Source organism: Spirillospora sp. NPDC048823 (assembly GCF_043198445.1).
In the GTDB taxonomy this organism is placed as follows: Bacteria; Actinomycetota; Actinomycetes; order Streptosporangiales; family Streptosporangiaceae; genus Spirillospora.
In genome coordinates this window covers 1-17,010 of sequence record NZ_JBICUT010000012.1, presented here as the reverse complement: position 1 = coordinate 17,010, position 17,010 = coordinate 1, and the positions used below count along the sequence as shown (strand labels likewise).

Below are 17,010 nucleotides of genomic sequence, written 5' to 3'. Positions count from 1 at the left end.
TTCCCCCTGCCGTCCCGGTGCTGTCGGCGGGCCTGCTCCTGGCCTGGTCGCGGGCGCCGGCCGGGTGGACCCTCGCCGCGCTGGCCCCGCTCGCCGTGCCCGCGGCCGCCTGGAGATTCGGGCGCGGGCGGGACCGGCGATGGCCGCGCACCGCACCGGCCCTGTATCTGCCGCTGTCCTTCGCGGGCTACATCGTCCTCGGGCTGGCCCGATGACGGAAGGGGCGGACCGCCCTCAGGCCAGGCCCATGTCCCGCTTGACGGCCTCGAACTCCACCGCCATCGCGTCGGAGAGCGCCTTGGCCCCCGACAGCGGCCGGACCATGACGCAGAACTCGTCGATGAGGCCGTCGTCGTCGTGGTGCAGGAAGTCGCAGCCGTGCACCTCCCGGTCACCGACCCGCGCCTTGAAGATCAGCGCGTGGTCGCGGCCGTCGCCGATCTCGTTGACGTACCGGAAGTCCGCGAACACCCGGGTCACCGCGCGCAGGATCGCCGACACCATCGCGCGCCCCTCGTACGGCGCGAACGCCACCGGGCTGAGGAACGTGACGTCCTCGGCCAGCAGCGCCGGGAGGGCGTCGACGTCGCCCTTCTCAATGGCCGCGCGGAACGGGTGCATCGGGCCCACCTCCAGGGTCGGATCATCGGCCCCGCGACGTCCCGGGGTGCCGGAAATCCTAGGGGGGAGGGTCCCGTCCGCGATCACCGGGGCGGCGCGTCAGCCCGCCGGCCGGAGCAGCACCTTGATCGCGCCGTCCTGCTTCTTCTGGAACATCTCGTACGCCCGCGGCGCCTCGGCCAGCGGCCAGCGGTGCGTCGCGAGGTCCATCACGCCGAGCGGGTCGGAGTCGTCGGTGACCAGCGGCATCAGCTCGTCGACCCAGCGGCGGACGTGCGCCTGGCCCATCCGCAGCGTCACGCCCTTGTCGAACATCCGCAACATCGGCAGCGGGTCCGTCATGCCCCCGTACACGCCGATGAGGGCGATCGTCCCGCTCCGCCGGACGACCTCGATCGCGGTGCCGAGCGCGGCGAGCCGGTCCACCCCGACGCGCGACATCAGTGGCGCCGCGGTGTTGCCGGGCATCAGCCCGGTGAGGGTCTGCGCGAACTTGGCGCCCGGCGAGCCGTGCGCCTCCATCCCGACCGCGTCGATCACCGAGTCGGTGCCGCGGCCCCCGGTGATCTGGCGGACCGCGTCGGGGACGTCGTCGGCGTCGTCGGAGTCGATCACCTCGATGCCGTGCCGCCGCGCCATCTCCAGCCGCTCGGGCACGAAGTCCACGGCGATCACCCGGTGCCCCAGATGACGGGCGATCCGGGCGGCCATCTGCCCGATCGGGCCGAGGCCGAGCACGGTGACCGTCCCGCCCTCCGGGATGGCGGCCCAGTCCACGGCCTGCCGCGCGGTGGGCAGCACGTCCGACAGGTACACGAACCGCTCGTCCGGCGGGCCCTCCGGCACCTTGATCGGCCCGAAATGCGCCTGCGGCACCCGCAGGTACTCGGCCTGCCCGCCCGGCACCTGCCCGTACAGCTTGGTGTAGCCGAACAGCGCCGCGCCCATTCCCTGCTCGCGGACCTGCGTGGTCTCGCACTGGGCGTACAGCTGCATGTCGCACATGTGGCAGCGGCCGCAGGAGATGTTGAACGGGATGACGACGCGGTCGCCGGGCCGGATGTGCGCGACGTCCGGACCGGTCTCCTCGACGATGCCCATCGGCTCGTGGCCGAGAACGTCGCCCTCACTGAGGAACGGGCCGAGCACCTCGTACAGGTGCAGGTCCGACCCGCAGATCCCGGACGAGGTCACCCTGATGATCGCGTCGTCCGGCTCCTTGATCTCCGGATCGGGCACGTCCTCGACCCGCACGTCGCGCTTGCCATGCCAGGTGACAGCCTTCATCGTCGTTCCTCCAAGCACAGGGGCCGCCCGGCGGCGAGCGGCAGGGACCGTCGCTGCCGCCCTACCCGGTCGACCGGGGCGAAACGTCGCGGGGCGGCCGGCCGTGCCGCCGCGCCGACTGAGGCGGCCTCAGCGGGGTAGAGCACGCCCATGGAAGTCGCCCCCCTGCGTCTCGGTGTACTCGACATCGGCTCCAACTCGGCTCACCTGCGGGTCGCCGACCTCGATTCCGGGCATCCGCCCCTGCCCGTCCGGTCGGTGAAGACCGCGGTCCGCCTCGCCGAGGCGACCGACAAGCACGGCGTCATCCACCGGCCCGCCGTCGAGCGGCTGATCCACGCGGTGCGGGAGTCGGTCGCCGCCGCGGCCGCGCTCGACGTCGACGAGCTGATCCCTTTCGCGACGTCCGCGCTGCGGGACGCCGCCAACCGCGACGACGTCGCCGCCGAGGTCCGCGCCGCCACGGGCGTCGGCCTCGGATTCCTCACCGGCGAGCAGGAGGCGCGGCTGACGTTCCTCGCCGCCCGGCGGTGGTGCGGATGGTCCGCGGGCCCGATGCTGCTGGCCGACATCGGCGGCGGCTCCATGGAACTGGCCTGCGGCGCGGGCCTGGAACCGGAGATCGCACTGTCGCTGCCGCTCGGTGCCGGCCGCCTCACCCGCCACCACCTTCCGCCGCGCCGGCCCGTGCCGAAACGCACCCGCAAGGCGCTGCGCGCCCATGCCAGATCCGTCCTGGAAGAGGCGACGCGGGGGATGGCGCAGCTGCCGCCGCCGGTCACCGCCGTGGCGACGTCCAAGACGTTCACCCAGCTCGCACGGCTGTGCGGCGCCGCGAAGGCGAAGGCCGGGCCCTACCGGGAGCGGTACCTCGACCGGCGCGAGCTGCACCGCTGGATCCCGAGGCTGGCGGCGCGAACCGACGCGGAGCGGGCCGCGCTGCGCGGGGTGAAGGCGTCGCGGGCCCGCCAGATCCTCGCCGGCGCCATCGTGGCCGAGGCCGTGATGGACGTCCTCTCCCTCGACCGGCTCGCCGTCTGCCCGTGGGCGCTCCGCGAGGGCCTCTTCCTGCACCGGCTGGACGCCCTCGTCGAGGGCCGCCGCCCCGGCGCGTTCCCCGAGCACGGTCCCGTGACCATGCGGGACATGCACCTGCGCGCCGTCCCCTGACCGCGGGCCGGGGCGGTCAGCGGGCGTAGGTGCCGACGAGGGTGGCGGTGGCGAGCACGTTGTCCTTCATGGCGGCGCGCAGGTCGTCCACCGAGAACCCGGAGGTCAGGCCGGACGGCCGGCGCAGCGCGTACAGGGTGAACACGTAGCGGTGCGGCGGGTCCCCGGCGGGCGGCTGCGGGCCGCCGTAGCCGACGTCGCCGAAGTCGTTGCGGCCCTTGGCGATGCGGGGACGGTCCTCCCCGGCCGCGAGCCCGTCGCGCTCCGGCGGAATCCCGCCCAGCATCCAGTGGACGAACGTCCCGCCGGGCGCGTCCGGGTCCTCGCAGGTCAGCAGGAGATCGAGGCAGGCGGCGGGTACACCGGACCATCTCAGCTCCGGGGAGACGTCCCCCGACTCGCGGGAGTGGGCCACCGGGATCGGCCCGTCGGCGGTGAACGCCGGGCTCGTCAGTGTCATCTGCTCCATGGTGCCGTGGTGCCCGCGGGAGGGCCGTCGATGCCCCGTCCCCGCGTTTGAAACGGGACTGCGCGGCAAGTGCCCCGGTGGGTTCGGACGAGGGAGGGGAGGCCGGATGACGGCGGTCCAGGGGAGGGACGAGGCGAGCGTCGCCGACGCGCTCGCGCGGCACCGCCGCGGCACCAGGATCGGGAACGTGCTGGCGACGACGGACCACAAGGTCGTCGGCTACCTGTATCTCGGCACCTCGTTCACGCTCTTCCTGATCGCCGGGCTGATGGCCATGGTCATCCGGGCGGAGCTGCTGGAGCCCGGGCTGCAGGTGGTGGACAAGACGCAGTACAACCAGATGTTCACCATCCACGGCACGATCATGCTGCTGCTGTTCGCGACCCCGCTGTTCGCCGGGTTCGCCAACGTGATCGTCCCGCTGCAGATCGGCGCCCCGGACGTGGCGTTCCCCCGCCTGAACACGCTCAGCTACTGGCTGTTCCTGTTCGGCGCGCTCATGGTGCTGGCGGGGTTCGTCGTGCCGGGCGGCGCGGCGTCCTTCGGCTGGTTCTCCTACTCGCCGCTGTCGTCGGCGACCTACTCGCCGGGCCTCGGCGGCGACCTGTGGGTGATGGGCCTGGTGCTGTCCGGGTTCGGGACGATCTTCACCTCGGTCAACCTGATCACCACGATCATCGCGATGCGCGCCCCCGGCATGGTGATGTTCCGGATGCCGATCTTCTGCTGGAACACCCTGCTCACCAGCGTGATGGTGCTGATCGCCTTCCCCGTCCTCGCCGCCGCGCTGCTGGCCCTGGAGGCCGACCGCAAGCTCGGCGCGCACATCTACGATCCCTCGCACGGCGGCGCGATGATCTGGCAGCACCTGTTCTGGTTCTTCGGGCATCCCGAGGTCTACATCATCGCGCTGCCGTTCTTCGGGATCATCACCGAGATCATCCCGGTGTTCGCCCGCAAGCCCATCTTCGGCTACCTCGGCATGGTGGGCGCCACCATCGCGATCACCGGGCTGTCGATGACGGTGTGGGCGCACCACATGTTCGCCACCGGCCAGGTCCTGCTGCCGTTCTTCTCCCTGACCTCCTTCATGATCGCCGTTCCGACCGGCATCAAGTTCTTCAACTGGGTCGGGACCCTGTGGAAGGGGCAGCTGACGTTCGAGGCGCCCATGCTGTTCGCGCTGGGGTTCCTCGCCACGTTCCTGTTCGGCGGCCTGACCGGGGTGATCCTCGCGTCCCCGCCCATGGACTTCCACCTCACCGACTCCTACTTCGTCGTCGGCCACTTCCACTACGTCGTCTTCGGCACCGTCGTGTTCGCCATGTTCGGCGGCTTCTACTTCTGGTGGCCGAAGATGACCGGCAAGAAGCTGAACGAGGCCTGGGGGAAGGTCCATTTCTGGTCGCTGTTCGCCGGCTTCCACACGACGTTCCTCGTCCAGCACTGGCTCGGCGCCGAGGGCATGCCCCGCCGGTACGCCGACTATCCCGAGGAGTTCGCCGCGCTGAACCTCGTCTCGTCGATCGGCTCGTTCGTCCTCGGCGCCTCGACGTTCGCCTTCCTGTGGAACATCTGGCGGACGCACAGGCGCGGCGAGACGGTCGGGAGGAACGACCCGTGGGGCGCCGGCGCTTCGCTGGAGTGGGCCACGTCCTGCCCCCCGCCGCGGCACAACTTCACGTCGATGCCGCGGATCCGCTCCGTCCGTCCCGCGTTCGACCTGCACTACCCGCCCCTGGAGCCGCCGCAGGAGGCCGAGCCGGCCCTCCCCGAGCCCTCGGACCGGCCCAGGGAGTAGGCGGCCCGGGGGGCTCAGCCGCCGTCCTTCTGCGCGTCGTGGTCGTGGTCCAGGTCGCCCTGGCCGCCGCCGTACGACTCGGTCTGGTAGTTCATGTAGAAGCGGTTGACGCGGGTCCGTACCTGGGTGCGGGCGCGGTCCGGCGTCGGCAGCGGGACGAGGTGGTTCGGGTAGGGGGCGACGAGTTCCCCCGGCCGCCGGGTCCGCAGGAGCGCCTCCTGCTCCTCCGACGTCTGCTCGTGCCGTTCGCTGTAACCGCCGTCCGGGCTCAGCGAGATCAGGCCGCTCTCCACGCCTTCGCGGCGCTCCCGCAGGTCCCGCCGCTGCAGGCTGAGGCAGATCCGCCGGGTGATGGCGAACGCCAGGATCGGCGCGGCGAAGAACCCGATGCGGAAGAACCACGTCGTCCAGTACAGCGGGATGCCGAAGACGTACGAGATGACGTCGTTGCCTCCCGCCGCCCACAGGTTTCCGTACCAGGCGACGGCGGCCATGCCGATCGCGGTCCTGGTCGCGGCGTTGCGCGGGCGGTCGAGCAGGTGATGGAGGCGTTCGTCTCCCGTGGCCCAGCGTTCCACGAACGGGTACATCGCGATGAGCGTGAAGAAGACCCCCGGCAGGACGACGGCGGGCAGCAGCACGTTCCACGAGATGTTGTGCCCGAACAGGGTCGTCTCCAGGGGCGGCATGATGCGCAGGGAGCCTTCGAGGAACCCGACATACCAGTCGGGCTGCGAGCCGAACGAAATCTGGTCCGGCTCGTACGGGCCGTAGAGCCACACGGGGTTGGTCTGCAGGAACGCCCCCATACCTGCCAGCACACCGAACGTGAACAGGAAGTACGCGGCGCTCTGCGCGGCGAAGTGCGGGAACGTCGGCTCGCCTGACACCGCCCGCTCCCGCCGTCCCCTGCCCGGCCAGATCGTGTGCGTCTGGTGCCAGAGGATCATCAGGTGCGCGGTGATGAGCGCGAGCAGGAGCCCGGGGATGAGCAGGATGTGCAGGGTGAACAGCCGCGGGATGAAGCTCTCGCTGGCGGGGAACTCGCCGCCGAAGACCCACAGGCTCAGATAGGTGCCGGCGACGGGGATCGACATCACGATGCCCTGCATGATCCGCAGGCCGGTGCCGGACAGCAGGTCGTCGGGGAGCGAGTACCCGGCGAACCCCTCGGTCAGCGCCAGCACGAACAGCGTCACGCCGATCAGCCAGTTGATCTCGCGCGGCTTGCGGAACGCCCCGGTGAAGAAGATGCGCATCAGGTGGACGCTGATCGCGGCGAGGAAGACGATCGCCGCCCAGTGGTGGATCTGCCGCATCAGCAGGCCGCCCCGCACGTCGAAGGAGATGTGCAGCGTGGACGCGTACGCCTCGCTCATCTCGACGCCCTTCAACGACGTGTACGAGCCGTCGTAGACGACGTGCGCGCCGCTCGGCTTGAAGAACAGCGTCAGGTAGACGCCGGTGATGAGCAGGATGATGAACGAGTACAGCGCGATCTCGCCGAGCAGGAACGACCAGTGCTTGGGGAACGCCTTGCCGATGTTCCTGTGAAGGAACTGCGTCGAGCCGAGCCGGTCGTTGACACCCCAGGCGACCTTCTCCAGCCTCTCGGCCCTCGACCTGCCCTTCCGTCCCGCCATCGCGCATCTCCCCTGGCAGAGCTGTGATCTCCGGAGGGCCGGTACCCGGGGCCGGGTAGGGCAAACGGTCGCCCCGCGGCCCCTCAGGCGCTCGCCGCGTAGAGAATTTCGCGCATGCCGGGAAGCGCTTCTCGGTCGGCGCGCCAGACCAGGCGGAGGCTGAGGCCCGGAGAGTCGAGCGCGAGCCTGGCGAGTGCGCCGGAGCCGAGCCGGTCCGCGACCGCGAACTCGGGGACCAGCGCGATCCCGAGCCCCCGCTCGGCCCACGCCGCCATGACGGTCACGCTGCCGGCCCTGACCCGTTCCACGGCGGAGCCGAAGAGCCGCTCACCGGCCAGCCAGAACGAGCAGGCCGGCACGTTCACCAGCAGCTTCTCGTCCCGCAGGTCGGCGGCGGTGACGGCCGGCGCCCCGGCGAGCCGATGGCCGGGGGCGGCGACGAGGACGAGCGGCACCGGTTCCAGGTCGAGGTGGTCCAGCGGCGCGGGCGGCGGCGCGAACCCGAGTCCGCCGACGCCGTCGCCGGCGTCCAGCAGCAGCGCGGCCTCCAGGTCACCGGCGGCGACCGCGTCCAGCAGCCGGTCTCGGGCACCGTCGGACCGGACGTCGACCCGCAGGTCCGGCCGCCGTCGCGCGAGCCGGGCGAGCACGCCGGGGACGTGGGTGGCGGCGATGCTCTCCAGCGCGCCGAGCCGCAGCACCGGGAGTTCCCCGGCCACCTCGCGGCGGGCCTGCTCCTCCTGCTGAAGCAGCCGTGCCGCCCATCCGCGCATGCGCTCGCCCGCCGGGGTCAGCCGCATGCCCTTCGGGCCGCGGTCGAACAGAGCCACGCCCAGCGACCGCTCAAGGGCCCGGATCTGCTCCGACACCGACGACGGCGCGAGGCCGAGCGCGACGGCGGCGTCGGTGACGGTCCGGTGGGCGATGACGGCCTCGAACGTCCGCAGCTGGCGCAGCTCCATGCCGGTGCCAACCCGGACCGCCCATTCGGATATTCCGAACGCTCCGTGCGGGTCTGCCGGTGGAGCCGGACGGCTCGGATTCCCAGACTTGGCCGCCATGAACTCCGTCCTCTCACGCGTCCCCGCCGGTCCCGCGGAGGCGCGCCGCCGCCCCGCGCTGCTCGGCATCTCCCTGGGCTACTTCATGGTCCTCCTCGACACGACCGTCCTGTCGGTGGCCGAACCCGACCTCGCCCGCTCCCTGCACGCGACGGTCGCGGGCCTGCAGTGGGCCGTCACCGGCTACACCGTCGTGTTCGCGGCGCTCCTGCTGTCGGCGGGCGCGGTCGCCGACCGGTACGGCGCGCACCGGGTGTTCCGCGCGGGCATCGCCGCCTTCGGGCTGGGATCGCTGCTCTGCGCCGCCGCTCCGGACCTGTGGACGCTCGTCGCGTTCCGGGCGCTGCTCGGCGTCGCCGCCGCGGCATGCGTGCCCGCCTCGATGGCCATGATCGCCCGCCTCTACCCGGTGCCCGCCGAACGCGCGAGGGCCGTGGCCACCTGGGCGGCGACCAGCGGCGCCGCGCTCGCCGCCGGACCGCTCGCCGGCGGCGCGCTGGTCGGCCTCGCCGGATGGCGCGCGATCTTCCTGGTCAACGTGCCGCTCGCCGTCGTCGTCCTCGTCCTCGTCGCCGGGCGGGCCGTGCACTGCCCGCGGGGGCCGCGCGCCGTCGACGGGCCCGCCCAGCTCCTCGCGTGCGCGGCGATGGGGTCGGCGACCGACGCCCTCATCGCCCTCGGCTCCGGATCGGGCGTGCACGCACTCTGCTCCGCGGCCGGCGCCGCCGCGGCCATCGCCGCGTTCGCGGTGCGGGAGCGGCGGAGCGCGGCCCCGGTCCTGGTGCCCGCCGTACTGCGGGCGCGCGGGATGCCCGCGGCGCTGGTGGCGGGGGCGGCCGTCAACTTCGTCATGACCGGGGTGCTGTTCGTCCTGCCCCTCGCCCTCCAGCGGGACCTCGGCCTGACGCCGTTCCAGACCGGCCTCGCGTTCCTGCCGATGACCCTGCCGTTCGCGTTCAACCCGCTGCTCACCGGACGCATCGTGGCAAAGACCGGGCCGCGCCGTCCCGTCGTCGCGGGCCTTGCGCTGCTGACCGCCGGGGGAGCGCTGTCCGGTGCCGCTCTGCTGGGCGGCGCGTCCTATCCGCCGCTGGTCGCGGGCCTGCTGTGCACCGGCTTCGGTGTCTCGTTCGCGCTGCCCGCCCTCGCGACCATGGTGGTCACCGCGGCCCCGGAAGGCACGGCGGGCGCGGCCGGCGGAATCCTCAACGCCGCCCGGCAGGCCGGCGCCGCGCTGGGCGTCGCGGCCATGGGCGCGTTCACGGCCGTCGGCTCCACGTCCTCCGGCGACCCCGCCCTCGCCCTGTTCCTCGCCGCCGGCGTCTGCGGTGCCGTCGTGCTGGTCAGGCCACGCGGGGGCGCCCGGCGGACGCGTTGAGGTCCCGGCGCAGGTCCCGGACGTCGGCCCGCAGCCGGTCGGCGGACCGGGGATCGTGTTCGAGTCCGCCGAGACCGTCCTCGATCAGGTCGAGTTCGGTGGCGCGCAGCCGCGCGAGCAGCCGGCGCGGCTCCCCGGCAGGCACGTCCCACCGCTCCTTCCTGCGCCACTTGCGGTAGGCGAGGACATGGCCCTCGCCCGGAACGAGGACGCCGCTTGCGGTCTCGGCGTGCGCCGTCCGCCGGAAATGCGACAGGTAGCGGCGCCTGGAGATCCGGTAGGTGACGATCGCCGCGAGCAGGATCGGGGCGCCCTTCACCGGCAGCAGCAGCACACCGGGCAGAACGGGCGAATCCCACCAGGAATGCAGGGCCATCGCCAGGACGAAACCGCCGGCCGCGACGGCCAGGCTCGCCCGGGACGCCCTGCCGAGCAGGCACCCGAGGCCCGCGCCGCCGACCGCCGTCATCGCCCAGTGGCTCCACCACGCGCCGCCGACCACCCGGCTGCCGAAAGAGAACAACGCCGCGTTCACGTCCTGCGTCGCCCCCGTCAGGACGATGGTGTTGAGGACGTACAGAAAGTTCTCGGACGCCTGGAAGCCCAGCCCGGTCAGCGCGCCGTAGCCCCACCCGTCCAGCGGCCCGCGGATCGCCGACGGCGCCATCAGCGCCAGCGTCGCGACGCCGAGCAGCTTCAGGACCTCCTCGTCGACCGGCGCGGCGATCGACGCGCCCCACGCGGAGTTGAACCCCGGCCCGGCCGTCTTCCCGATGACCGCCTGGAACGCCGCGTTGGTGGGCAGCGCCAGCCCGAACGCGGCCAGCCCGCCCCACGCCACCGCGATGAGCGCGTACCCGGCCGGGCGCGACCGGACCGGATGCAGCCGCCGCAGCCCCCACACCCCCGCCGCCAGCGCCGGCGCGAGCAGCGCGACACCGGCGATCGAACCGGCCGGGAACGCCCGGACCGCCGCGTCCAGGCCCCGCCACGCGAGCCAGGCCCCGAGCAGGCACACCGCCGCCCACAGCCAGAACGCGGGGCGGCGTGTCATGGCCACGACGCCCTGATCCGCACGCTCTGCGCCATGGCCTCGGCCTCCGCGGCCACCTTGCGGAACGCGCGCGGCGGCCCGGCGGCCGTCACCGTGGCCCCGAGCGTGTCGGTGGCGAACACGGCGGCCATGCCCGCGTGGTCCCGCCCCATGAGCCTGCCGGTCAGGCCTGTCAGCCCATGCGCCGTCATGATCGGAGCGGGCCGCGCGCCCAGCCGCGTCTGCCCGCCCACCGCGACGATCCGCCCGAGTCCGTCCCACAGCCTCCGCGCGTCCATCGGGCCCAGCGGGACCACCACGTTCAGGTGGAACACGACGTCGCCGCTGAACAACTCGACGCTGTTCGCCAGGGAGGTGTCCGCCTTGCTGAGCATCCAGCGGGCGGACGGGACGACGAACGTCACCGGGCGGGCGCCTTCGCGTTCCGTTCCGGCGGAAAGGACCGTCCCGGGCGCCAGTGGCGCGCCGCCGCCTCCCAGCGCCCCGTTCAGCAGGGGCAGCCCCGCGCAGAGGATCAGGAGCACGAGCGCCACGACGCCCGTGCCCCACCATCTCACCCGCGTCACGCAGCCCCCCGATGACGTGCGCTGCGGAAATGCCCCCTGGTGACGGCCCTAAACAAGATCAAGGACCGCCCTCCCGGGGCGTGTGTCACCAGTGTGCGGGCCGTCCCAGCGCCTCCGGCGGCCGCGTGGTCGCGTCGCCCCGGGCCGAGTCGAGTTGTGAGCGCGTCACGAAGATGGCCCCGGTGAGGTCGGCGCCGCGCAGGTCGGCGTCCCTCAGGTCGGCGCCGATCAGGTCCGCCTTCCGCAGATCGGCGCCGCGCAGGTCGGCCGCGATCAGGTATGCGCCGCGCAGGTCCGCGCCCCGGAGGTCGGCGCCCTTCAGCCTCGCCCCGATGAGGTCGGCTCCCCGCCGGCTCTTCCCGCGCCCCGGGACACCGGCCCGGACGAGTTCGCTGACCCGCAGCAGCAGGACGTTCACCCTCTCCCGAGCCGCCGGGACGTCTACGTCGGCGAGTTCTCCGGGGCCGCCCTCGGTGAGGCGGACGATTCCGTCCAGGGCCTCACGAAGGCCGCCGCGAAGCGGTTCGGCGGGCGGGAGTGCGAGCGCCTCGTCGAGGTAGTAGAGCAGCTCGTGGAGCTGCCGCATCACCGGGAACACCTGGAACATCTGACGCGCGACGTCCGGGCCCCGCCTCCAGTCGCGCCCGCCGAAGGTTCCCTGCGACACCTTCTGCCCCGCCCCGAAGCAGTCGAAGACCGTGCAGCCCTGGAACCCCCGCTCGCGGAGGTTCGCGTGGATGCCGCAGCGGAAGTCGGCCAGAAGGTTCCGGCACGGTTCGCCCGCCTCCTTGTCCACCGCGAAATCCGCCGACTCGGCGAAAGGCAGCGCGACACAGCACAGCCCGAAGCAGTTCGCGCAGTCGGCCCGCAGGCCCGGCCTCTCCGGCAACCCGTGATCCCCCGTCCCTGGACGACACACCATTGTCCCGCCGTCCGGCCCGTGCTCCGGACGGTTCGCGGCATGCCTGGGATAGTGTTGCCGTCGCCCATGTCGACACCCCTCACCGAGTCCGCCATCGTCTCCAGGCTGCGCGCCGCCGGCTGCGTCTTCGCCGAGGACGAGGCGAGGCTGATCCTTTCCACGGCCCGCACACCGGACGACGCGTCCGCCATGGTGGAGCGGCGCGCCGCCGGGCTGCCCCTCGAGCACGTCCTCGGCTGGGCCGAGTTCTGTGGCCTGCGGATCGCCGTCGACCCCGGGGTCTTCGTCCCACGCCGCCGCACCGAGTTCCTCGTCCGGGAGGCCGCCGCCCTGATCCCGCCGCGTCCCGTCGTCGTCGACCTGTGCTGCGGTACCGGCGCGCTGGGGGCCGCGCTCGTGGCGGGCTTGGACGAGTTCGCCCTGCACGCCGCCGACATCGAACCGGCGGCGGTGGGATGCGCCCGGCGCAACATCGCGCCGTTCGGCGGCCAGGCCCATGAGGGCGACCTCTTCGAACCGCTCCCGGACGCGCTGCGCGGGCGCGTCGACGTCCTGCTCACCAACGTGCCCTACGTCCCGACGGACGATCTCCCGCTGATGCCGCCGGAGGCGCGTGAGCACGAGCCGCGCGTGGCGCTCGACGGCGGCGCCGACGGCCTCGACGTCCTGCGCCGGGTGACCGCGGAGGCGTCACGGTGGCTCGTTCCCGGCGGCCACCTGCTGTTCGAGACGAGCGAACGGCAGGTCCCGGACGCGGTCGCGGCGGTCGAACGAGGCGGGCTGGCCGCCACCGTGACCGTGTCCGATGAGTGGCACGCAACCGTCGTTATCGGGGCAAATCCCGTGTAAAACGCTGTGCACGGGTATGTGGCGCTCTAGGACGACCCAAAGGAGTGAAACCACATGCGCCGCATCAGCGCAGCGCTCAGCGCCATCATCGGAACGATCATCAGTATCGTGACACTGCCGTTCAGGGTTCTCCAGCGGCTGCTGACCCCCGCGCGTGGCCGCCCGGGGCGTTCCCGCCGCAGGGCCGTCTGACGCGGATGACCGCCGCATCGGGGCCCTGCGCGCGTGAGCCGCGCAGGGCCCCGGCGCGGCCCGCGCGAAAAGGCCGCGTGAAAAACGATTGCGCATTGCCCGGCCTGTGCCGGATCATATGAGCAACGAACCGAACCGGCGAGCAGAGAAGGGAGCCGCACGATGACCGCGATTTTCCGCCGACGGCAGCGGCGACCCTTCGGGGTTCGACCGCAGGGCGGTTCCGTCGTGCCCGTGGGCGCCTCTGGATAGGGCCGAAAGGCTTGACCGGAGACCGCCAGGGAGACATGTCCCCGGCGGTTTTTTCATGACCGGAAGGTCACCCGAACCTCTGTAGCTCAGTGGAACAGAGCGTCGCACTACGAATGCGAAGGCCCCAGGTTCGAGTCCTGGCAGAGGTGCTGCGGAGCAGGAATGGAATGCTCCGTGTTGCACGCCGCACAAGCCGAAATGGTGAGGCGCCTGGCTTCCACCCAGGAGAATCGGGTTCGAGTCCCGGGTGCGGCTCTGGACTGGACCGGCGGGAGTAACGACCCCCGGCTGGTCCTCCTGTGCCCAGGCGGGCGGACGCCACCGCCCGCCGGAGGGCACCTGTGCTGGATCATCCAAGGGGAAGGATGCGTGATTCTGGATCACGTCATGCAGGTTCGAGCCCTGCTCCAGCAGCGCGTCCCGGAATGGTCGTCCGGGCGGCGATGACCGGTAGCTCAGTCGGCAGAGCGGCTGTCTTACGAACAGCGGGTCGCAGGTTCGAGTCCTGTCCGGTCAACGACTTTTTCCGATGACGGCTCGTTCCCCCGTCCAGGCGCGCGCCTGATCGCTGAGCGTGATTCCGAGGCCGGGCCGGGACGGGACCTGCATGCGGCCGTCCCGGATGGCCAGGCGTTCGTTGAAGAGCGGTTCGAGCCAGTCGAAATGCTCGACCCACGGCTCGCGCGGATAGGCGGCGGCCAGATGCAGATGGATCTCCATCGCGAAATGCGGTGCGAGCTGCAAATGGCGGTGGTCGGCGAGCGCGGCGAGTCTGAGGAAGTTCGTGATTCCGCCGATGCGCGGCGCGTCCGGCTGGAGGATGTCGGCGGCGCCCCTGTCGATGAGTTCGCAGTGCTCGGCGACGCTGGTCAGCATCTCGCCGGTCGCGATGGGCGTGTCGAGCGTGCGCGCCAGCGCCGCGTGCCCCTCGGCGTCGTAGGCGTCCAGGGGTTCCTCGATCCAGGTGAGGTCGAACGCGTCCAGCGCTCGGCCCATGCGAAGCGCGGACGCGCGGTCCCATTGCTGGTTAGCGTCGACCATCAGCGGGAACGCGTCGCCGAGACGCTCGCGGACGGCGGTGACGCGGCGCATGTCCGCGGCGTGGTCGGGATGCCCCACCTTGATCTTGACGCCGCCGATCCCCGCGTCGGCGGACGCCGCCGCGTTGTCCAGCACCTCCTCCAGGGGCGTGTTCAGGAACCCGCCCGAGGTGTCGTAGCAGCGGACCGAGTCGCGGTGTGCGCCGAGAAGCTTGGCCAGCGGCAGCCCGGCGCGCTTGGCCTTCAGGTCCCACAGCGCGATGTCGATGGCGGCGATGGCCTGGGTGGCCAGGCCGCTGCGGCCGGCGGACGCGCCCGCCCAGGCCAGCTTCGTCCAGATCCTGCCGATGTCGCTCGGGTCCTCGCCGAGGAGGCCGGGCGCGATCTCGGCGGCGTGGGCGAACTGTCCGGGGCCGCCGGCGCGTTTGGAGTAGCCGAACCCGATGCCCTCGTGGCCGTCCTCGGTGCCGATCTCGGCGAACAGGAACACGACCTCGGTCATCGGGCGCTGCCGTCCCGTCAGGACCTTGGCGTCGCTGACCGGGGCGGCGAGCGGCAGCGTGACCGAGGACAGCTCGATCCGGGCGACGCGGTCGAGGGTCGCCTCGCCGGCGGCGTCCGTCACGTCGCCTTCTTCACGAGTTCGGCGAGCGCGTCGAACTCTTCGCCGGTCAGGTCCGTCAGCGGCGGGCGGACGGGCCCCGCCGGGCGCCCGACGGCCCTCATCCCGGCCTTCACGATGCTCACGGCGTATCCGGCGCGGCGGTTGCGGATCTCGCAGTACGGCAGGACGAAGCTCTCCAGGCGGCGCCGCACCTCGTCCCGGTCGCGGGCGCGGACGGCGTCGTAGAACCCGATCGCGAAGTCCGGGACGAAGTTGAAGATGGCCGAGGAGTAGGTCGTCACGCCCATCTCCAGGTAGGGCTGCGCGAACGTCTCGGCGGTGGGGAGCCCGCCGATGTAGACGAGGCGCTCGCCCAGCCGGGCCCGGATCCGCGTCATCAGCTCCAGGTTCCCGACACCGTCCTTGAACCCGACGAGGTTGGGGCACGCGTCGGCGATCTCCGCGACGGTCGTGTCCTGGTAGACGGCGTTCGCGCGGCTGTAGATCGTCACGCCGAGGCTCGTCGCGGCGCAGACGGCGCGCACGTGGGCGGCCAGTCCCTCCTGCGACGCCTCGGTCAGGTACGGCGGGAAGAGCAGGATCCCGTCCGCGCCGGCGCGTTCGGCGTCGCGGGCCATCTCGGCGGCCGTCGCCGTGCCGTATCCGGCGGGCGCGACGACCGGGACGCCGTCCGGTGCGTCCCGCACCGCCGCGCGGACGACCCGCCGGACCTCGTCGGCCGTCAGGGAGAAGAACTCGCCCGTCCCGCCCGCCGCGAACAGGCCCGCGAGACCCTCGCGGCCGAGCCCCGCGATGTTCTCGCGGTAGGCGGGCTCGTCGAACGAGAGGTCGTCGCGGAAGTGGGTGATCGGGAACGACAGGAGGCCGGAGCCGAGCCGGCGGGCGATCTCGTCGGGCGCGGTCTGCTTCATGACCCGAGGCTAGGATGACGGATTGATCCAGGTCCAACACGAAAAAGGCATCCACTGATACCCGTAGGGAATCGATGTTCACGCTCAACCAGCTCGCGAACTTCGTGGCCGTCGCCGAGGAGCTGCACTTCGGCCGGGCCGCCGAGCGCCTGCGGATGACGCAGCCGCCGCTGAGCCGCCAGATCCAGCTGCTGGAGAACGAACTGAAGGTGCGGCTGTTCGACCGGACGAACCGCTCGGTGCGTCTCACCCCGGCGGGACGCGCGTTCCTGATCGAGGCCCGCCGGCTGCTCCACCAGGCCGACCATGCCGCGATGTCGGTGCGGCAGGTCTCGGCGGGGGAGGCCGGGAGCATCGCGATCGGATTCACCGCGGCCGGCGCCTATGCGACGCTCGGCCGGCTGCTGGAGGTGACGCGGGCGGCGTTGCCCGATGTCGGCGTCGTCCTGCGGGAGATGGTGACCAGGGACCAGGTGCGTGCCCTGGCGGAGGGCGGCCTGGACCTCGGCCTGGTCCGCCCGCCGGTCACCGATCCGGACCTGGAGGAGCGTGGCGCCGACCGCGAGGCCCTGCTGGCGGCGGTCCCCAACGACCACCCCCTGGCGGACGGGGACGGCCCGATCCCGCTCGCCGCTCTCGACGGGCAGCGGTTCATCATGTACTCGCCGGTCGAGGCGCGCTACTTCCACGAACTGCTGATCAGCCTGTTCCGGCAGGCCGGCGTCACTCCCGTGTACGCGCAGTATCTCAGCCAGGTGCACAGCATCCTGGCGCTGGTCAACTCCGGCTGGGGCGTCGCACTGGTGCCCGCGGCCGCGGCCCAGTTGCGTTACGCGGGCCTGACGTTCCGGCCTCTCGACCTCGCCGAGCCGGCGCCCGTCGAGCTGAGCCTGGCGTGGCGGCGAAGCAACGACAACCCCGCGCTCGCCAAGCTCCTGCGGCACGTGTGACCGGCGTCGCCTTGACTCGGTGCGGTGCCGTCACTTACTTTGGCGCCAAAATATTGGTCGTCAAAATAAATTGTCACGACAAAGGCCGCCGACCCGGCCGGAACACCGCGGAGGACCGATGAGCGACTTTCCCACGTACGCGCCGTCCGAGGAGCATGAGCTGCTGCGGCGTACGGTGCGTGAGCTGGCCGATGCCAAGATCGCTCCTTTCGCGGCGGA

General features: G+C 72.1%; 17 protein-coding genes and 4 tRNA genes. 11 read left to right on the top strand and 10 right to left on the bottom strand.

Going from position 1 to position 17,010, the window contains the following annotated elements:
* Window positions 1-17 precede the first annotated feature (17 nt).
* Window positions 18-215, top strand: coding sequence for a hypothetical protein (locus tag ACGFK0_RS25365; RefSeq protein ID WP_392908880.1), 198 nt, complete (start codon window positions 18-20; stop codon window positions 213-215).
* 19 nt (window positions 216-234) lie between these two features.
* On the opposite strand, the gene ACGFK0_RS25360 is transcribed toward ACGFK0_RS25365, so the two are convergent.
* A complete protein-coding gene (locus ACGFK0_RS25360; RefSeq protein WP_392908878.1) occupies window positions 235-621 on the bottom strand; it encodes a nuclear transport factor 2 family protein in 387 nt (128 codons plus the stop codon).
* A 99-nt stretch (window positions 622-720) separates the two neighbouring features.
* Window positions 721-1,908, bottom strand: coding sequence for a zinc-dependent alcohol dehydrogenase (locus ACGFK0_RS25355; RefSeq protein ID WP_392908876.1), 1,188 nt, complete (start codon window positions 1,906-1,908; stop codon window positions 721-723).
* A gap of 150 nt (window positions 1,909-2,058) precedes the next feature.
* Here ACGFK0_RS25355 and ACGFK0_RS25350 point away from each other — a divergent pair, with 150 nt between their 5' ends.
* Window positions 2,059-3,078: a Ppx/GppA phosphatase family protein gene (locus ACGFK0_RS25350; RefSeq protein WP_392908874.1), complete on the top strand. Its 1,020-nt coding sequence runs from the start codon at window positions 2,059-2,061 to the stop codon at window positions 3,076-3,078.
* Window positions 3,079-3,094: 16 nt separating this feature from the next.
* Here the strand turns inward: ACGFK0_RS25350 and ACGFK0_RS25345 are convergent, their stop codons facing one another.
* Window positions 3,095-3,538, bottom strand: a complete 444-nt coding sequence (locus tag ACGFK0_RS25345) for a YbhB/YbcL family Raf kinase inhibitor-like protein (protein WP_392908872.1) — start codon at window positions 3,536-3,538, stop codon at window positions 3,095-3,097.
* A 115-nt stretch (window positions 3,539-3,653) separates the two neighbouring features.
* Here ACGFK0_RS25345 and ctaD point away from each other — a divergent pair, with 115 nt between their 5' ends.
* On the top strand, window positions 3,654-5,348 hold the full coding sequence (gene ctaD, locus ACGFK0_RS25340; RefSeq protein ID WP_392908870.1) for a cytochrome c oxidase subunit I: 1,695 nt from the start codon (window positions 3,654-3,656) through the stop codon (window positions 5,346-5,348).
* Between the two features lie 14 nt (window positions 5,349-5,362).
* Here ctaD and ACGFK0_RS25335 read toward each other — a convergent pair whose 3' ends face one another.
* Together ACGFK0_RS25335 and ACGFK0_RS25330 are read right to left on the bottom strand one after the other, a co-directional pair.
* Complete coding sequence (locus ACGFK0_RS25335) at window positions 5,363-6,991, bottom strand: cytochrome bc complex cytochrome b subunit (RefSeq protein ID WP_392908868.1); 1,629 nt, start codon at window positions 6,989-6,991, stop codon at window positions 5,363-5,365.
* 83 nt (window positions 6,992-7,074) lie between these two features.
* Window positions 7,075-7,953: a LysR family transcriptional regulator gene (locus tag ACGFK0_RS25330; RefSeq protein ID WP_392908866.1), complete on the bottom strand. Its 879-nt coding sequence runs from the start codon at window positions 7,951-7,953 to the stop codon at window positions 7,075-7,077.
* A gap of 97 nt (window positions 7,954-8,050) precedes the next feature.
* On the opposite strand from ACGFK0_RS25330, the gene ACGFK0_RS25325 reads away from it, so the two are divergent.
* Window positions 8,051-9,430 carry an MFS transporter gene (locus tag ACGFK0_RS25325; RefSeq protein WP_392908864.1) on the top strand — a complete coding sequence of 460 codons (1,380 nt, stop codon included), beginning with the start codon at window positions 8,051-8,053 and terminating at the stop codon, window positions 9,428-9,430.
* On the opposite strand, the gene ACGFK0_RS25320 is transcribed toward ACGFK0_RS25325, so the two are convergent.
* The 3 genes from ACGFK0_RS25320 to ACGFK0_RS25310 all read right to left on the bottom strand — a co-directional run bounded on the left by ACGFK0_RS25320 (window position 9,396) and on the right by ACGFK0_RS25310 (window position 11,972).
* Window positions 9,396-10,484: a PrsW family intramembrane metalloprotease gene (locus tag ACGFK0_RS25320; RefSeq protein ID WP_392909256.1), complete on the bottom strand. Its 1,089-nt coding sequence runs from the start codon at window positions 10,482-10,484 to the stop codon at window positions 9,396-9,398. The genes ACGFK0_RS25325 and ACGFK0_RS25320 overlap by 35 nt on opposite strands.
* A complete protein-coding gene (locus tag ACGFK0_RS25315) occupies window positions 10,481-11,050 on the bottom strand; it encodes a hypothetical protein (RefSeq protein WP_392908862.1) in 570 nt (189 codons plus the stop codon). The genes ACGFK0_RS25320 and ACGFK0_RS25315 overlap by 4 nt, the downstream gene beginning before the upstream one ends.
* Window positions 11,051-11,135: 85 nt before the next feature.
* Window positions 11,136-11,972, bottom strand: a complete 837-nt coding sequence (locus ACGFK0_RS25310; protein WP_392908860.1) for a pentapeptide repeat-containing protein — start codon at window positions 11,970-11,972, stop codon at window positions 11,136-11,138.
* A gap of 66 nt (window positions 11,973-12,038) precedes the next feature.
* Between ACGFK0_RS25310 and ACGFK0_RS25305 the strand changes: the two genes are divergently transcribed.
* The 6 genes from ACGFK0_RS25305 to ACGFK0_RS25280 all read left to right on the top strand — a co-directional run bounded on the left by ACGFK0_RS25305 (window position 12,039) and on the right by ACGFK0_RS25280 (window position 13,782).
* Window positions 12,039-12,821, top strand: coding sequence for a putative protein N(5)-glutamine methyltransferase (locus tag ACGFK0_RS25305; RefSeq protein WP_392908857.1), 783 nt, complete (start codon window positions 12,039-12,041; stop codon window positions 12,819-12,821).
* A 54-nt stretch (window positions 12,822-12,875) separates the two neighbouring features.
* Window positions 12,876-13,013 carry an LPFR motif small protein gene (locus ACGFK0_RS25300; RefSeq protein ID WP_392908855.1) on the top strand — a complete coding sequence of 46 codons (138 nt, stop codon included), beginning with the start codon at window positions 12,876-12,878 and terminating at the stop codon, window positions 13,011-13,013.
* A gap of 327 nt (window positions 13,014-13,340) precedes the next feature.
* A tRNA-Arg gene (locus ACGFK0_RS25295) sits at window positions 13,341-13,414 on the top strand.
* 34 nt (window positions 13,415-13,448) lie between these two features.
* Window positions 13,449-13,520, top strand: a tRNA-Gly gene (locus ACGFK0_RS25290).
* A gap of 87 nt (window positions 13,521-13,607) precedes the next feature.
* Window positions 13,608-13,679: transfer RNA gene (locus ACGFK0_RS25285), tRNA-Gln, on the top strand.
* A gap of 30 nt (window positions 13,680-13,709) precedes the next feature.
* Window positions 13,710-13,782, top strand: a tRNA-Val gene (locus tag ACGFK0_RS25280).
* Here the strand turns inward: ACGFK0_RS25280 and ACGFK0_RS25275 are convergent.
* Together ACGFK0_RS25275 and kdgD are read right to left on the bottom strand one after the other, a co-directional pair.
* Window positions 13,779-14,930, bottom strand: coding sequence for a mandelate racemase/muconate lactonizing enzyme family protein (locus tag ACGFK0_RS25275; protein ID WP_392908853.1), 1,152 nt, complete (start codon window positions 14,928-14,930; stop codon window positions 13,779-13,781). The two genes, ACGFK0_RS25280 and ACGFK0_RS25275, sit on opposite strands and share 4 nt — an antisense overlap.
* Window positions 14,927-15,841 (bottom strand): 5-dehydro-4-deoxyglucarate dehydratase, encoded by a 915-nt coding sequence (gene kdgD / locus ACGFK0_RS25270; RefSeq protein WP_392908850.1) that lies wholly within the window; start codon window positions 15,839-15,841, stop codon window positions 14,927-14,929. Before kdgD ends, ACGFK0_RS25275 begins: the two co-directional genes overlap by 4 nt.
* A 74-nt stretch (window positions 15,842-15,915) precedes the next feature.
* On the opposite strand from kdgD, the gene ACGFK0_RS25265 reads away from it, so the two are divergent.
* Window positions 15,916-16,791 carry a LysR substrate-binding domain-containing protein gene (locus ACGFK0_RS25265; protein WP_392908848.1) on the top strand — a complete coding sequence of 292 codons (876 nt, stop codon included), beginning with the start codon at window positions 15,916-15,918 and terminating at the stop codon, window positions 16,789-16,791.
* The last annotated feature ends 219 nt before the right edge of the window (window positions 16,792-17,010 follow it).

Excerpts from the sequence above, each read along its gene's own strand:
- ACGFK0_RS25325 (WP_392908864.1), top strand. The coding sequence starts at position 8,051 with ATGAACTCCGTCCTCTCACGCGTCCCCGCCGGTCCCGCGGAGGCGCGC.
- ACGFK0_RS25345 (WP_392908872.1), bottom strand. The coding sequence starts at position 3,538 with ATGACACTGACGAGCCCGGCGTTCACCGCCGACGGGCCGATCCCGGTG.
- ACGFK0_RS25305 (WP_392908857.1), top strand. The coding sequence starts at position 12,039 with ATGTCGACACCCCTCACCGAGTCCGCCATCGTCTCCAGGCTGCGCGCC.
- ACGFK0_RS25355 (WP_392908876.1), bottom strand. The coding sequence starts at position 1,908 with ATGAAGGCTGTCACCTGGCATGGCAAGCGCGACGTGCGGGTCGAGGAC.
- ACGFK0_RS25335 (WP_392908868.1), bottom strand. The coding sequence starts at position 6,991 with ATGGCGGGACGGAAGGGCAGGTCGAGGGCCGAGAGGCTGGAGAAGGTC.
- ACGFK0_RS25360 (WP_392908878.1), bottom strand. The coding sequence starts at position 621 with ATGCACCCGTTCCGCGCGGCCATTGAGAAGGGCGACGTCGACGCCCTC.
- ctaD (WP_392908870.1), top strand. The coding sequence starts at position 3,654 with ATGACGGCGGTCCAGGGGAGGGACGAGGCGAGCGTCGCCGACGCGCTC.
- ACGFK0_RS25265 (WP_392908848.1), top strand. The coding sequence starts at position 15,916 with ATGTTCACGCTCAACCAGCTCGCGAACTTCGTGGCCGTCGCCGAGGAG.
- ACGFK0_RS25350 (WP_392908874.1), top strand. The coding sequence starts at position 2,059 with ATGGAAGTCGCCCCCCTGCGTCTCGGTGTACTCGACATCGGCTCCAAC.
- ACGFK0_RS25320 (WP_392909256.1), bottom strand. The coding sequence starts at position 10,484 with ATGACACGCCGCCCCGCGTTCTGGCTGTGGGCGGCGGTGTGCCTGCTC.
- kdgD (WP_392908850.1), bottom strand. The coding sequence starts at position 15,841 with ATGAAGCAGACCGCGCCCGACGAGATCGCCCGCCGGCTCGGCTCCGGC.
- ACGFK0_RS25330 (WP_392908866.1), bottom strand. The coding sequence starts at position 7,953 with ATGGAGCTGCGCCAGCTGCGGACGTTCGAGGCCGTCATCGCCCACCGG.
- ACGFK0_RS25300 (WP_392908855.1), top strand. The coding sequence starts at position 12,876 with ATGCGCCGCATCAGCGCAGCGCTCAGCGCCATCATCGGAACGATCATC.
- ACGFK0_RS25310 (WP_392908860.1), bottom strand. The coding sequence starts at position 11,972 with ATGGTGTGTCGTCCAGGGACGGGGGATCACGGGTTGCCGGAGAGGCCG.